The following is a 13,513-nucleotide window of genomic DNA, read 5'->3' as shown; positions in this document are numbered from 1 at the left end:
GCGCGCCGATAAGAGGCATGATGATGTCGTTGACAAGGGATTCGACGATCTTGCCGAACGCAGCGCCGATGATGACGCCGACGGCCAAGTCCATCACATTGCCCTTGGAAATGAATTCCTGGAATTCTTTCAGCATTAGACCCTCCTTGTCGTGACCGGCCGCGCTGCCGTTTCCCACCTTTCCGGCACCGACCACGCACACCATAACAAAAACCTTTGGTTGCAACATGGGTAAATAGCGGAAAACAACCGGTTTATCCTTCCCCAGCGGCAGATTTCGGAAATCACCGCCTCGATGCACCGAAAGGCGTGATGGACTCGGCCACCAAGCTGTGGTTGCGTTCGGCCAAGCCGGGTCGGAAATCGGCGCAGGGAGGATGTTGCCGGCGTGCAGGGCTTGTTCATCGTCATCATCGCGATTGCCTATGTGACGCTGCTGTTCGCCATCGCCAGCCTGGGCGACCGCCGTTCAGCCATATCAGGGCCGGGCCGGGCGCGGCCTTTGATCTACGCGCTCAGCCTCGCCATCTACTGCACATCCTGGACCTTCTTCGGCTCGGTCGGCCTTTCCTCGGAACGCGGCCTGGAATTCCTCGGCATCTATACCGGCCCCGTGCTCGTCTTCGTGTTCGGCTTTCCCTTGCTCAACCGCATCGTGCGGCTGGCCAAGAGCGAGAAGATCACCTCGATCGCCGACTTCCTCGGCGCCCGCTACGGCAAGAGTTTTACGGTCGCCGCGATCGCCACGCTGATCGCCACCATCGGCGCGGTTCCCTATATCGCGCTGCAGCTGAAGGCGATCTCCGGTTCGGTCAGCCTGATGGTCGAGCACTATACCGGCTCGCCGCCCTCCTTCGATCCGTTCGTCAGTGACATCTCGCTGGTCGTGGCGATGCTGCTGGCGCTGTTTGCCGTGCTGTTCGGCACACGCCACGCCGACGCCACCGAGCACCAGGACGGGCTGGTGCTCGCGGTGGCGGTCGAAACCGTGGTCAAGCTCGCCGCCTTCCTGGCGATCGGACTGATGGTCACCTTCCTGATCTTCGGCGGGCCGGGCGACATGTTCGACAAGCTCGCGCAGAACACGCAGGTCCGGCAGGCGATGGGTTACAGCACCTCGCTTGCCACATGGCTGGTGCTCACAGGTCTCAGCGGCTGCGCCGTCATCATGCTGCCGCGGCAGTTCTACGTCACCATCGTCGAGAACCGCGGCGAAGCCGAATTGCGCACCGCGACCTGGGTGTTTCCCCTCTATCTGGTGGCGATAAACCTGTTCGTGCTGCCGATCGCCTTTGCCGGCCTTTCGCTGGTGGGCACCGGCACCAGCAGCGATCTCTATGTGCTGTCGCTGCCTTTGTTCAGCGGCCATGATGTGCTGGCGATGGCGGCGTTCATCGGCGGCCTGTCGGCGGCCACCGCCATGGTCATCGTCGAGAGCGTGGCGCTGTCGATCATGATTTCCAACGACCTCGTCATTCCGCTCTTCGTGCGCCGCCTGCTCAAGACCTCGACCTCCGAGACCGAGGACTGGTCGACCCTGATCCTCAATGTGCGGCGCGGGGCGATCTTCATTCTGCTGTTCATCGCCTTCCTCTACTACCGCGAAAGCACCAACAGCGCGCGCCTGTCGTCGATCGGCCTGATGTCCTTCGCGGCGATCGCGCAATTCGCGCCGGCGCTGGTCGGCGGGCTGATCTGGCGCGGCGCCAACGGCCGAGGCGCAGCGCTGGGCATGGTGGCGGGTATCCTCGTCTGGGGTTACACGCTGCTTCTGCCGTCGCTTGTGGCGCCCGATACCGACATCATCGCGCACGGCCTTTTCGGTTTCGAGGCGCTGCGACCGCAGGCGCTGTTCGGCACCGCTGCCGAGCCGCTGAACCATGGCGTGCTGTGGAGCTTGTCGATCAACGCGGTGTTCTTCGTGCTCGGCTCGCTGTCGCGCGCATCGGTTCCGCTGGAGCGTATCCAGGCATCCATCTTCGTACCCCGGGATGCCGGCCCGATGCCCAGCCTGCGCCGCTTCCGCACCGCCATCACCGTCAACGACCTCAAGGACACGATCGGGCGCTATCTCGGCGTCGAGCGCACGGAACGCTCCTTCCAGTCGTTCGAGAAAACCAGCGCCACCACGCTGCACGGCAAGGAGCCGGCAAGCATGGACGTCATCCGCTTCTCCGAACAGTTGCTGGCGAGCGCAGTCGGCTCCTCCTCGGCGCGGCTGATCCTGTCGCTGCTGTTCCGCCGCCATGATCGCGAATCCCGCGATGCCTTCCGCCTGCTCGACGACGCCACAGAAGCGCTGCAGCACAATCGCGACCTCCTGCAGATCGCGCTTGACCAGATGGAGCAGGGCATCACCGTCTTCGATCGCGATTTCCGGCTGATCTGCTGGAACCGGCAGTACCGGTCGCTGTTCGACCTGCCCGACGAGATGGGCCAGGTCGGCGTCTCGCTCGACCGGATCCTGCGGCACCTGGCCGAGCGCGGCGACATACCCGCCGACCAGAGGGTGGCCATGCTCAACCGGCTGACCAGCTTCGTCAGCCCCTGGCAGATGGAGCTGAAGACCAGCGGCCGCATACTGGAACTGCGCTCCAACCCGATGCCGGACGGCGGCATCGTCGCCACCTATGCCGACATTTCCGGACGCGTCGAGCAAGACCTGGCCTTGAAGCGCGCCAATGAATCGCTGGAACAGCGCGTCAAGACGCGCACCATCGAACTGACCGGGGTCAACGAGGAGTTGACCCGGGTCAACGAGGAACTGGCGCAGGCGCAGATGCTGGCCGAGGAGGCCAATCTCGGCAAGACCCGCTTCCTCGCCGCCGCCGGCCACGACATCCTGCAGCCGCTCAACGCCGCGCGGCTCTACTGCTCGTCGCTGATCGAGAAGGCCGGCAAGGGGCCTGCCGGCAAGGCGGCCGTCAACATCGAATCCTCCTTGGAATCGGTCGAGACCATTCTGGGCGCCGTGCTCGACATTTCTCGCCTAGATGCCGGCGCTATGAAGCCGGAAGACACCGCCTTCCGCCTCGACGAGTTGCTGCGACAGATCGGCAATGATTTCCGGCCGCTGGCAGCGGAGAAGAAGCTGGGGCTGACGATCATGCCGTCATCGCTTGTTGTCATGACGGACCGCAACCTGCTGCGGCGCCTGATCCAGAATCTCGTCTCGAATGCCATCAAATACACCCGGCACGGCCGCATACTGGTCGGCGTGCGGCGGCGCGGCGAACTCGCGGAAATCCAGGTGATCGACACCGGCATCGGCATCGCCGGCGACAAACTGAACACCGTTTTCCACGAGTTCACGCGGCTCGACGAAGGCGCCCGCGAGGCCGAGGGCCTTGGTCTCGGCCTCTCCATCGTCGACCGCATCGCCCGCGTGTTGCGGCTGGAGATCCGCATCTTCTCCAATCCTGGCAAGGGAACGCGTTTTTCCGTCATCCTGCCGGTGGCGGCGGTTCAGGAGCCCCGACGCGAGATCGAAACCAGGACCCCTTCCCGCTCGGTGGCGTCGCTGTCGGGCCTGCATGTGCTGTGCATCGACAATGACGTCCGCATCCTGGACGGCATGCGGCTGCTGCTCGAAGGCTGGGGCTGCGTCGTGGAAACAGAAACGGGATCGCAAAATCCGGTCACGCCAAGTGGCCGCAGGCCAGATCTGGTGGTCGCCGACTATCATCTCGACGGCGGCACCGGGCTCGATGCCATCGGCAAGTTGCGCGCGGCTTATGGCCAGGACTTGCCCTGCATCCTGGTCACGGCCGACCGCTCCAGCGAGGTACGTGCCGCGGCAGGCCAGCTCGACGTGCCGGTGATCAACAAACCGCTGAAACCGGCCGTGCTGCGCTCAATGATGGCAAGGGTCAGGCCCCTAGCGCCGGCGGCGGAGTGACGACGCCTTCGCCCGGTCGCGGCTGTGCCCGATTCGTCTAGCCCCTATGCCCCAGGCTTCTGAGATAGGCGCAGAACATATCGGCAAGCGCATCGGAATAGGCCTCGACCTCGGCCCCGGTCCGCGGACTTTCGGAATATTCCGCTCCCACCGAGCTCAGCGTCGTGCGTATCAGATCACCGGCCATGATGCAGACTGCGTCGGGAGCTTCGGGCAGCGTCTCGCGCATGAACAGCTGGACGGTGCGATCAGACCTGGCTCGAGAGTCCCGAGCCTCGGGCGCATCCCGATAGAGCGGGGCGGCGTCGTTCAGAGCCCCGCGCACCGCCGCTTCCTCGCATTCCGAGCGGATGAAGGCGTGCACCAGTCTGCGTATTCGCTCCAAGGGTGGCGTGCCGACATCCTCCAGGATGCCGCAGAGAAGCTCGGTGGTCTGCCGCCATTCGTCGCTTTGTAGCCTGAACAGCAGGGCCGCCTTGTTGGGGAAATACTGGTAGAGCGAGCCGACGCTGACGCCAGCCTTCTCGGCCACCCGCGTCGTGGTGAAACGCTGCGCGCCTTCACTCGCCAAAACCTGAGCAGCCGCCTGGAGAATAGCCGTGACAAGCTCTGTCGCGCGAGCCTGCTTGGGTTGTTTTCGGGTGGAAATTGAAGGGCTTGGGCGTTGAGTCATGAAGGCGCTCGGGAATGCGAATAGAAAACCTGAAGGATTATTCGTATTTTCCGGGGCAACGCAACAACGCATTCACTCCCGACCGGAGACCACCCATGAACACCCTGACCGGAACCCCGCTCGCCCCGTTGCTTGCCCGGCTGTTCAAGGAAGCCAGCCAGGCGACAAGCCCGGCCATGGCGGCCTATTCGCGCGAAGAGCAGGCCCGGCTGATCACGAGCAAGACCGAATATGTCGATTTCTACGGCAGCATGAAGGATCTCTGGCTCGCGGTTTCGCCACAGACCGGCACATTGCTCTATATGCTGGCACGCGGCACAGGCGCGCGCGTCATCGTCGAGTTCGGCATGTCTTTCGGTGTCTCGACGCTTTATCTGGCGGCAGCGCTCAGAGACAATGGCGGTGGCCTCCTGATCACCACCGAATTCGAGCCTTCCAAGGTGATGCGGGCCAAGGCCAATCTGGCCGAAGGCGGCCTTGTCGACCTGGTCGAGATTCGCGAGGGCGATGCGCTGGAGACGCTGAGCGCCGACTTGCCCGAGACGATCGACCTGCTGCTGCTCGACGGAGCCAAGGCACTTTATCCCGACATCCTCAGCCTGGTCGAAAGCCGGCTCAGGCCCGGTGCGCTTGTTGTCGCCGACAATGCCGATTTCTCGCCGGACTATCTCGAGCGGGTGCGCTCGCCAGCAGGCGGCTACATGTCGACACCGTTCGGCGACGATGTGGAACTGTCGATGCGGCTCGGCTGAACACCCGGTAACAGACTGATATGCCGCTCTCCGGCGGCCGTAGGCGTTAACGTCAACCAACGCGCAATCCCTGGCTTTCGGGCCTCTGACGCGTAGGTGACATCATGACTGTAATTCCGTCTTCGGGGCGCGGGCTGCCGCGCCCCGCTCTGCTTGGCCTTTTCCTGTTCTTCTGCGCCGGCTTTGCCGATGGCGCTCTGGTGCCTTTCTTTCCGCTCTGGGCGAGCAGCGAGGCCGGCATCCCCATCGGCGCGATCGGGCTGCTGTTCGGCTGTTATGCCGGTGGCGAGCTTGTCGCCGCGCCGCTCATCGGCGGCATCGCCGACCGGGTCGGACGCCGGCCCGTGCTGATCCTCTCGTCGCTCGGCGTCGGCTGCGGCTTCATCGCGCTGTTCTTCGTCCATGGCGTTGTCACCACGGCAATCGTGCTTCTGGCGACCGGCATGTGCGAGTCCGTGCTTCACCCGACGATCCTGACCGCGATCGCCGACGTAACCGAGCCATCGGCGCATCCGCGCTGGTTCAGCATGGCACGGGTGAGTTCGAGCGCGGGGCAGATCCTCGGACCGGCCTGCGGCGCGTTGCTGGCGCTGATCTCGCTCAGCAGCGTGTTCCTCGCCGCCGGCGGAGTGCTCGTTTTCGGCGGCGTCGTCATGTTGGCCGCCCTTTCCGAAACGATCGGCCGTAGCGAGGGCGCCAGCGATCGGGACGACGAAGAGGAGGAGGAAGGCCTGTCGGCGCTGCTGCCGGCCTTTCGCGACGGCCGCCTGGCGAAGCTGCTCGCCTGGGTCGTGCTGTTCGAGATCTCGGGCAACTGGATCGAAGCCGTCATCCCGCTCTATGCGCAGGATGCCGGCACGCTGAGCCCGTCCGGCATCGGCGCCTTGTTTGCCTATGCCGCCGCGCTGACGGTGGGCCTGCAGATGTTGGTGAGCCGTTTCGCCGAGACGCGCTCCGCGCTCTGGCTGACCGTCGGCGCCGGGCTTTCGACGATCGGTGCTTTCGCACTGCTCGCGGCCTCGCCGGCAATGATCACGCTGGTTGCCGCCGTCAGCCTTTGCGCGGTGGCTCAGATGCTGGTCGGGCCATTGGTGCCGACCGCGGTCAACGCGCTGGCGCCAACGTCACGGCGTGCCTCCTACATGGCGGCCTCGTCGGTGGCGGTGGACCTCAAGGATTCGCTTGGACCTTCGATCGGCACCGCGCTTTATGCGCTGGCTCCGCGCCTGCCGTGGCTCGCCGGCATTCCGCTGGTGGCGATCGCGTCGCTCGGCCTTGGCGCGGCGATCGGGAGGGCGCGATACCGGACAGGGAGTGTCGATGCCGAAGCGATGCTGGAGGCCACGATGGAGCAGGACGGTTCGGTCGTCGAGAACTATCGCTGAGACGTCCTGAATCTGGGGCAGGCGTTCAGCCGACGGACTGGAGCGGATCGCCGCCGATCTTGGACAGCTGGATCACCGCCTGGGTCCGGCTGTCCACGCCGAGCTTTTGCAGGATGGCCGAGACATGCGCCTTGACCGTCGCCTCGGAGACGCCGAGCTCATAGGCGATCTGCTTGTTGAGCAGGCCCTCGGCCAGCATGCCGAGCACGCGGGTCTGCTGCGGCGTCAGCGCCTGCAGCCGCTTGATCAGATCCGAAATCTCGGGGTCGCGCTCGACGCCGAGATCGATGCCGGCGGGGGCCGCGATATCGCCGGCCAGCACCGAAAGCACCGCCGCGCGGATGTCCTCCATGCTGGCCGATTTGGAGATGAACCCGGAAGCTCCGAGCTCCAGGGCGCGGCGGATGGTCGAGGGATCGTCATGCGCGGACACCACGACCATCGGCACAGCCGGATGGATGCCGCGCAGCGAGATCAATCCGGAGAGGCCGCTGGCGCCCGGCATGGACAGGTCGAGCAGCACCAGATCGACATCCTCGTTGGCGACGACCAGCGCCTTGGCGCTCTCGAAATCGCCGGCTTCATGGATGGCAGCGACATTGCCGATGCCGGCGAGCGCCTCGCGCAGCGCACCACGAAACAGCGGATGATCGTCGGCGATGACGAAAGAATAGCCTGACGGCAAATGTCCCTCCCCGAACCCCCGCTGATTTCAAGGCTTTTTCCGGGGCCAGTTGGACGATTATGAGGGGCCGCGCGCTGTTTTCAAGCAGCAAAGCCAGCGCGCCGCGTTTTCCTCTGGATAGAGCACTCAGGTCTTCTGCGAATTGAGCTGGGCGCCGTCGCCCTTGTCCTTGTCCATATCCTTCATGATGCCCATGAAACCGCGCACGAAGCGTTCCATGTAGTTCATCGTCTGGTTGAAATCCTCCTCGCTGGGCAGCTTCGATTCGAGGCGCGCGGAGAGCGAATTCTCCAGCTTGGTGACGCGCTCGTCCATCGCCTTCATCGAGGTTTGCAGGCGATCGATCTCGTCCTGATAGGCGGCGCGCTCGTCGGCCGCCATCTTGCAGACGAGCTGGCCGGAGTGCTCCTGGCAGATCGACATGGCGCCGGTCTGTGTGTCCATGCGGACATAGCCATTGTCCGACTTCTCAAGCCGGTAGCGGTCGGTTTCTTCCGAATATGCCGAGGCCGCGACGAGCGAGGCGAGCGCGGCGGGGATCAAGATGTGCTGCAGACGCATGTTGTCCTCCATGGCCAAAGCCTGAGATATCGCATGTTTGCGCCGGAAATGGGGAAGAGCCCAGGCATTGGCCTTCCCCGCGCCACTGGTTCGGACTCATTCTGACGCAATTCCGGACGGAAAACCGTTCACACTTTTCCTGGAACTGCTCTATAGCGCAACCATGTCACAGATTATCTACAAGATAGCGCCTGAAACGCTTTGGCGCGAGGCCGAGGCCAAGGGTCGCTTCACCGGAGCGCCGATCGACATCGCCGACGGCTTCATCCACTTCTCCACCGCCACGCAAGCCAGGGAGACCGCCGCCAAGCATTTTGCCGGCCAAAGCGGACTTCTGCTCATAGCCATTGACGGCGCCAGGCTCGGCGATGCGCTGAAATACGAGGTCTCGCGCGGCGGCGCGCTGTTTCCGCACCTCTATGACGTGCTCGACCTGAAGACCGTACTGTGGGTCAAGCCGCTGCCGCTCGGCGCCGACGGCGCGCACCAGTTCCCTGTGCTGGAGGACGAATGAGCGTGCTCGACCGGATCGGCCAGAAGCTGCTGTTCACGTTCGATCCGGAAACCGCGCATGGCCTTTCCATCGCGGCGCTGCGTTGTGGCCTGCCGGTCAGTGCCCGGGCCGTGCGCGACACCAGGCTGAAGGTCAGCCTTTGCGGCCTCGATTTTCCCAATCCGCTCGGCATGGCGGCCGGCTATGACAAGAATGCCGAGGTGCCCGACGCGCTGCTTGGACTGGGCTTCGGCTTCGCCGAGGTCGGCACCATCACGCCGTTGCCGCAAGCCGGCAACCCGAAACCGCGCATCTTCCGGCTGACGGCGGACGAAGCGGTGATCAACCGGCTGGGCTTCAACAATGAAGGCCACCTGGCGGCGGAGAAACGCCTTGCCGCGCGCAAGGGGCGTGGCGGCATCGTCGGCGTCAACATCGGCGCCAACAAGGACAGTGCGGATCGCATCGGCGACTACGAACTTGGTGTCGCCCGCTTCGCGGCCTACGCCGGCTATCTCACCGTCAACATCTCCTCGCCCAATACGCCGGGACTGCGCAACATGCAGGCGCGCGAACAGCTCGGTGAATTGCTGTCGCGGGTGATGGCCGCGCGCGCCAAGGCACCAGCCAAGCCTCCGGTGTTTCTCAAGATCGCGCCGGACCTGGTCGAAGCGGAACTGGAGGACATCGCCGCCGAAGTCGCCGAGAAACGGATCGACGGCATCATCGTTTCGAACACCACGATTTCGCGCCCTGTGCTGCGCAGCGGCGGCGCGGCAAACGAGATGGGCGGCCTTTCGGGCAAGCCGCTGTTCGAACGGTCAACCATCGTGCTGGCCAGGATGCGCAAGCTGCTCGGGCCTGACATGGCCATTGTCGGCGTCGGCGGGGTCAACAGCGCCGATGGAGCGCTGGAGAAGATCCGCGCCGGTGCCGATCTCGTCCAGCTCTACACCGGCATGATCTATGCCGGCCCGGCGCTGCCTGGCCGTATCGTCGCCGGCATGGCGCGTTTTGCCGAAGCGGAAAAACTCACGTCGATACGCGCGTTGCGTGACAGCCGCCTCGACCAGTGGGCATCGAAGCCGCTCAGCTGAACGCGGTGCGCACCCTGCGTCGCAACACCGCCAGCAGGCTCACCCCGCGCACCAGCAGGAACACATGCAGCGCGGCCCACAGGCCATTGTTGCCGAAGGCCGGCGCCAGGGTGATGAGCGCGGCGCTGAAGACGAGAAACGACACCAGCATCATGTTGCGCATGTCGCGCGACCATGTGGCGCCGATGAAGACTCCATCCATCTGGAAGGCCAGTACGCCGCTCAGCGCCGTGAAGGCGGCCCAGGGCAGATAGGTGTCGGCGACCGCGCGGACATCGGCCGATGTGGTGACCAATGCCACCAGACCAGCGCCTGCCGTGAGCAGGACGAGCGTGGCGGCGCCGGCAAGGCCAAAACCCCAGATCAGCGTCAGGCGCACGGCGCGCCGGAAAGGCGTTTCGGCCTGCGCGCCGATGGCGCGGCCGGCGAGTTGCTCCGCGGCCGTGGCGAAGCCGTCGAGGAAATAGCCCGCGATGAGGAAGAAGTTCATCAGCACCGCATTGGCGGCGAGCGTCACCGTGCCGAACTGGGCGCCTTGGCGGGTGAACAGCGCGAAGGCGGCAAGCAGCGAAAAGGAGCGGATCATGATGTCGCGGTTGAGCGACAGCATGCGCCGGTAAGCCGGCAGGTCGAGGATGCGCCGGCGCGAGGGCCGCTCCAATCTGCTGAAGCGGCGAAGGACGATGGCCAGCCCAAGCAGCATAGCCAGGAATTCGCCGGTGACCGTCGCCCAGGCCACACCGGCGACGCCCCAGCCGAGTTCCAGGCCAAGCAGGAAACACAAGAGGATGTTGATGCCGTTGAGCACGGCCTGCAGCATCAGGCCGAGTCCGCCTTCGCCACGTCCCAGCACATAGCCCAGTATGGCGTAGTTGATCAGCGAGAAGGGCGCGGCCAAAAGCCTGATGCGGATATAGACCGACATGGCCGCGCTGACGCGCGGCTCGGCGCCCATGAACCACTGCCCGCCAACGGCGAACAGCGGCGCAAGGCCGGCAAGAACCACGCCCGCCACCACCGCGATCAGCACGGCGCGCCACAGCACCGCCTGCTCCTCGAGCGCGTCACCGCGACCAAAAGCCTGGGCGACGAGGCCGGTGGTGCCGGAGCGCAGGAAGTTGAAGGTGGTGAAGACGACATCGAAGACCAGCGCGCCAGCCGCCAGGCCTCCCAACAGCGCAGCATCGCCGAACTGTCCGACAACGGCGGTGTCGACGATGCCGAGCAGCGGCGTCGTCAGATAGGCCAGCGTCATCGGCACCGCTATGGCGAGCACGGACCGGTTGGTGACGACGAAGGATCTGGCGTCGGCTGGGGTTGCGCCCTTGTCCAAGGGATTGCTGCCTTGCTGATTGCTGCTTGATCGATGCGCCGATGTGCCCCATTTTCCGGCCACCGCGCAATCACCCATGCCCTTACGACCAACCGAAATCCCCAGTCTGGCGCGAGCCCGCCGGTCCCCGTTCATGTCCTTGCAGATCGTCCATCATCCCGACTACGACGCCGGCTTCGCCGCCAACCATCGCTTCCCGATGAGCAAGTATCCGCTGCTGATGGAGACCCTGCGTGCCCGCGGGCTGGCCGGGCATGACGCGCTCAACGTCGCGGAACCGGCGCCGACCTCATGGCTGAAGCTTGCCCACGCGGCGGACTATGTCGACCAGGTCATTGCCTGCGCCGTGCCTGAGAAGATCGAGAAGGAAATCGGCTTTCCGGTCGGTCCGCGCGTCTCGCTGCGCGCCCGGCTCGCCACGGGCGGCACGGTGCTGGCCGCCCGGCTTGCGCTGCGCCACGGCATTGCCTGCAACACCGCCGGCGGCAGCCACCATGCACGGCGCGCGCAGGGCGCCGGCTTCTGCACCTTCAACGATGTCGCCGTCGCCTCGCTGGTGCTGCTTGCCGAAGGCGCGGCGCAAAACATCCTGGTCGTCGATCTGGACGTGCATCAGGGCGACGGCACCGCCGACATTCTTGCCGCCGATCCGCGCGTGTTCACCTTTTCCATGCATGGCGACCGCAACTATCCCGCGCGCAAGATCGCGTCGGATCTCGATGTCGCGCTGCCGGACGGCACCGGAGACGCCGCCTATGTCGAAAGGCTTGCCGCCATCCTGCCGGAACTGTCGGCACAGGCGCCTTGGGACATCGTTTTCTACAATGCCGGGGTCGACGTCCATGCAGAGGACAGGCTTGGCAGGCTGGCGCTTTCCGACAACGGCCTGCGCGGCCGCGATGAAATGGTCATCCGCCACTTTCGCGGACTGGGCATTCCGGTCTGCGGCGTCATCGGCGGCGGCTATTCCACCGATGTACCAGCGCTGGCAGCGCGCCATGCGATCCTGTTCGAGGTCGCGTCGGACTATGCCTGAAGATCACTTCCGGTAGTTAGCGATCCTGAGCAGGATAAAGGCTGGCACGACGATCGCGGCGCCCAGCAGGATATAGCCAAGGAAGCGGTCGATGGCATGGAAACCCAGGTTCCAGAGGTCCATGAAGAATTTCTGGATGCCGTAGAAGACGTCCATCGGCGACCAGCCGAAGGCGTTCATGACAAGGCCGACGAGGAACGACACCACCAGCAGCTTCAGGACAACCCTGAGCGGCGAGTCGCCGAGAAAGCGCGTCAGTGCGGACAAGGCCGTCTCCCGATTGAGATGCCCAGACTCATGGGCACGGCCCAGAGATACGTGCTTGACGGCCATCCATCAAGCCAACGCGGCCCGGTCGGCCCACTCCACCCGCCGAGGACGGACAGAGCGAAGTCTTAATATCGGGTAAACACATCCGCTATAATTTATTGAAAATAAAGCACAAAATCGTAATTTTCGAATTTTGCGCAATGTGCGTGCAATTTTCGCCTGCGACATAGGCTGCGTCTTTCAGGTGACTGGCCATGCGGACGCCCCTGGCCCCCACCGCACCGGCGAAAGCCGGTTCCAGAACCGCGCAACCATCCCTGGAAGACACCAATCGGAGCCCGTCCGCCCCAACGGCCGGATTCCCAGGGAATTAACCTGCGTACCGATTTGCCGGATGCGCGTTTGTGTTGGAGTAATGCTCGTGTCCTCTCAAGCAAAGATTGTCCTTTCGGCGAGTGCTCTCGCCCTCAGCCTTCTCGGGCCGGCGATGGCCGCCGACCTTTCACCCACCTACAATGATCCGCCCGCCTTCCAGTGGAGCGGCGCCTATGTCGGCGTCCATGGCGGCACGGCCTTCACGGGCATGCCGAATCCGTTTGCCGGCCGCAACGGTCTGGCAGGCGGCATCCAGGCCGGCTACAACCAGCAGATGGGTCCGGCGGTGCTGGGCGCCGAGATCGAGGGCTCCTATCTGGGCGGCGCCGAGCATGATGTGCAAGGCGGCAAGATCAAGGAAAAATGGCGCGGCGCGGCCAAGGCCAAGGCCGGCCTGAGTTTCGACCAGACATTGCTGTTTGGAACAGGCGGCGTCGCGCTGACCAAATTCAGCAAGGGCGACAATGTCACCAGCACCGACGGATGGAAGGTCGGCTATCTCGTCGGCGCCGGCATCGAGCAGGGTTTTGCCGGCGGTCTCTCCGCCAAGATCGAATATGACTATGTCCGCACCCCCGGGGTGGAAACGACATCGGCCCTTGGCAAGTCCAAGGAGACGATCGGAAGCCACGAGTTGAAAGCCGGTATCAATTACCGGTTCTAGACACGCAGCGAGTGGCTGACCTCGATCGCGCGATGACGCAACAGCATCGCGCGATCTTGTCGTTTTCGATGCCTGTCATCGGCGTCTTTTCTGGAGAAAGCCTTTCCGGGCCCGGTCGCAATGTCGATGTAATCTTCGCGATCTAGGTCCCGCGCGTGAATTTTGATCACGGGAATCGCCAATGTTCATGCAGCGCGCCGGCTTTCGGACCGGCAGGATAGTCCTGATCGCGATCGCCGCCACGCTGGCGCGCTGTGCGTCCGACATCATGAAGAACTATGTTGGCCAGCC

The 13,513-nt window shown here is 64.3% G+C and carries 13 protein-coding genes; 7 read left to right on the top strand and 6 right to left on the bottom strand.

Annotated elements, in window-relative coordinates:
* Positions 1 to 205 (bottom strand): MscL family protein (locus J0I79_RS32205; protein WP_292869296.1); only part of this gene is annotated, 205 nt, incomplete at its 3' end.
* 183 nt (positions 206 to 388) lie between these two features.
* Between J0I79_RS32205 and J0I79_RS32200 the strand changes: the two genes are divergently transcribed.
* Entirely contained in the window at positions 389 to 3,898 is a 3,510-nt protein-coding gene (locus J0I79_RS32200) for a PAS domain-containing hybrid sensor histidine kinase/response regulator (RefSeq protein WP_292869293.1), read from the top strand.
* Between the two features lie 37 nt (positions 3,899 to 3,935).
* On the opposite strand, the gene J0I79_RS32195 is transcribed toward J0I79_RS32200, so the two are convergent.
* Positions 3,936 to 4,571, bottom strand: coding sequence for a TetR family transcriptional regulator (locus tag J0I79_RS32195; protein ID WP_292869290.1), 636 nt, complete (start codon positions 4,569 to 4,571; stop codon positions 3,936 to 3,938).
* Positions 4,572 to 4,666: 95 nt separating this feature from the next.
* Here J0I79_RS32195 and J0I79_RS32190 point away from each other — a divergent pair, with 95 nt between their 5' ends.
* Entirely contained in the window at positions 4,667 to 5,323 is a 657-nt protein-coding gene (locus J0I79_RS32190) for an O-methyltransferase (protein WP_292869288.1), read from the top strand.
* 104 nt (positions 5,324 to 5,427) lie between these two features.
* A complete protein-coding gene (locus tag J0I79_RS32185; RefSeq protein ID WP_292869285.1) occupies positions 5,428 to 6,708 on the top strand; it encodes an MFS transporter in 1,281 nt (426 codons plus the stop codon).
* Between the two features lie 25 nt (positions 6,709 to 6,733).
* Here J0I79_RS32185 and J0I79_RS32180 read toward each other — a convergent pair whose 3' ends face one another.
* Positions 6,734 to 7,393 carry a response regulator transcription factor gene (locus tag J0I79_RS32180; RefSeq protein ID WP_292869283.1) on the bottom strand — a complete coding sequence of 220 codons (660 nt, stop codon included), beginning with the start codon at positions 7,391 to 7,393 and terminating at the stop codon, positions 6,734 to 6,736.
* A gap of 126 nt (positions 7,394 to 7,519) precedes the next feature.
* Positions 7,520 to 7,954: a hypothetical protein gene (locus J0I79_RS32175; RefSeq protein ID WP_137929520.1), complete on the bottom strand. Its 435-nt coding sequence runs from the start codon at positions 7,952 to 7,954 to the stop codon at positions 7,520 to 7,522.
* Positions 7,955 to 8,117: 163 nt separating this feature from the next.
* On the opposite strand from J0I79_RS32175, the gene J0I79_RS32170 reads away from it, so the two are divergent.
* The gene (locus J0I79_RS32170; RefSeq protein WP_292869279.1) at positions 8,118 to 8,468 is read left to right on the top strand and encodes a DUF952 domain-containing protein; all 351 of its coding nucleotides are present in this window, start codon (positions 8,118 to 8,120) and stop codon (positions 8,466 to 8,468) included.
* Positions 8,465 to 9,544 (top strand): quinone-dependent dihydroorotate dehydrogenase, encoded by a 1,080-nt coding sequence (locus J0I79_RS32165; RefSeq protein ID WP_292869276.1) that lies wholly within the window; start codon positions 8,465 to 8,467, stop codon positions 9,542 to 9,544. Before J0I79_RS32170 ends, J0I79_RS32165 begins: the two co-directional genes overlap by 4 nt.
* Here the strand turns inward: J0I79_RS32165 and J0I79_RS32160 are convergent.
* Positions 9,537 to 10,877: an MATE family efflux transporter gene (locus J0I79_RS32160; protein ID WP_292869273.1), complete on the bottom strand. Its 1,341-nt coding sequence runs from the start codon at positions 10,875 to 10,877 to the stop codon at positions 9,537 to 9,539. The genes J0I79_RS32165 and J0I79_RS32160 overlap by 8 nt on opposite strands.
* 133 nt (positions 10,878 to 11,010) lie before the next feature.
* Between J0I79_RS32160 and J0I79_RS32155 the strand changes: the two genes are divergently transcribed.
* The gene (locus tag J0I79_RS32155; protein ID WP_292869270.1) at positions 11,011 to 11,913 is read left to right on the top strand and encodes a histone deacetylase; all 903 of its coding nucleotides are present in this window, start codon (positions 11,011 to 11,013) and stop codon (positions 11,911 to 11,913) included.
* Positions 11,914 to 11,916: 3 nt separating this feature from the next.
* Here J0I79_RS32155 and J0I79_RS32150 read toward each other — a convergent pair whose 3' ends face one another.
* A complete protein-coding gene (locus J0I79_RS32150) occupies positions 11,917 to 12,180 on the bottom strand; it encodes a DUF6460 domain-containing protein (protein ID WP_292869267.1) in 264 nt (87 codons plus the stop codon).
* Positions 12,181 to 12,604: 424 nt separating this feature from the next.
* Between J0I79_RS32150 and J0I79_RS32145 the strand changes: the two genes are divergently transcribed.
* Positions 12,605 to 13,222, top strand: coding sequence for an outer membrane protein (locus J0I79_RS32145; RefSeq protein WP_292869264.1), 618 nt, complete (start codon positions 12,605 to 12,607; stop codon positions 13,220 to 13,222).
* Positions 13,223 to 13,513: the final 291 nt, after the last annotated feature.

This window comes from Mesorhizobium sp. (assembly GCF_017306585.1).
In the GTDB taxonomy this organism is placed as follows: Bacteria; Pseudomonadota; Alphaproteobacteria; order Rhizobiales; family Rhizobiaceae; genus Mesorhizobium.
Note: the sequence above shows the minus strand (reverse complement) of the source record. Positions and strands in the feature narration are given on the sequence as shown.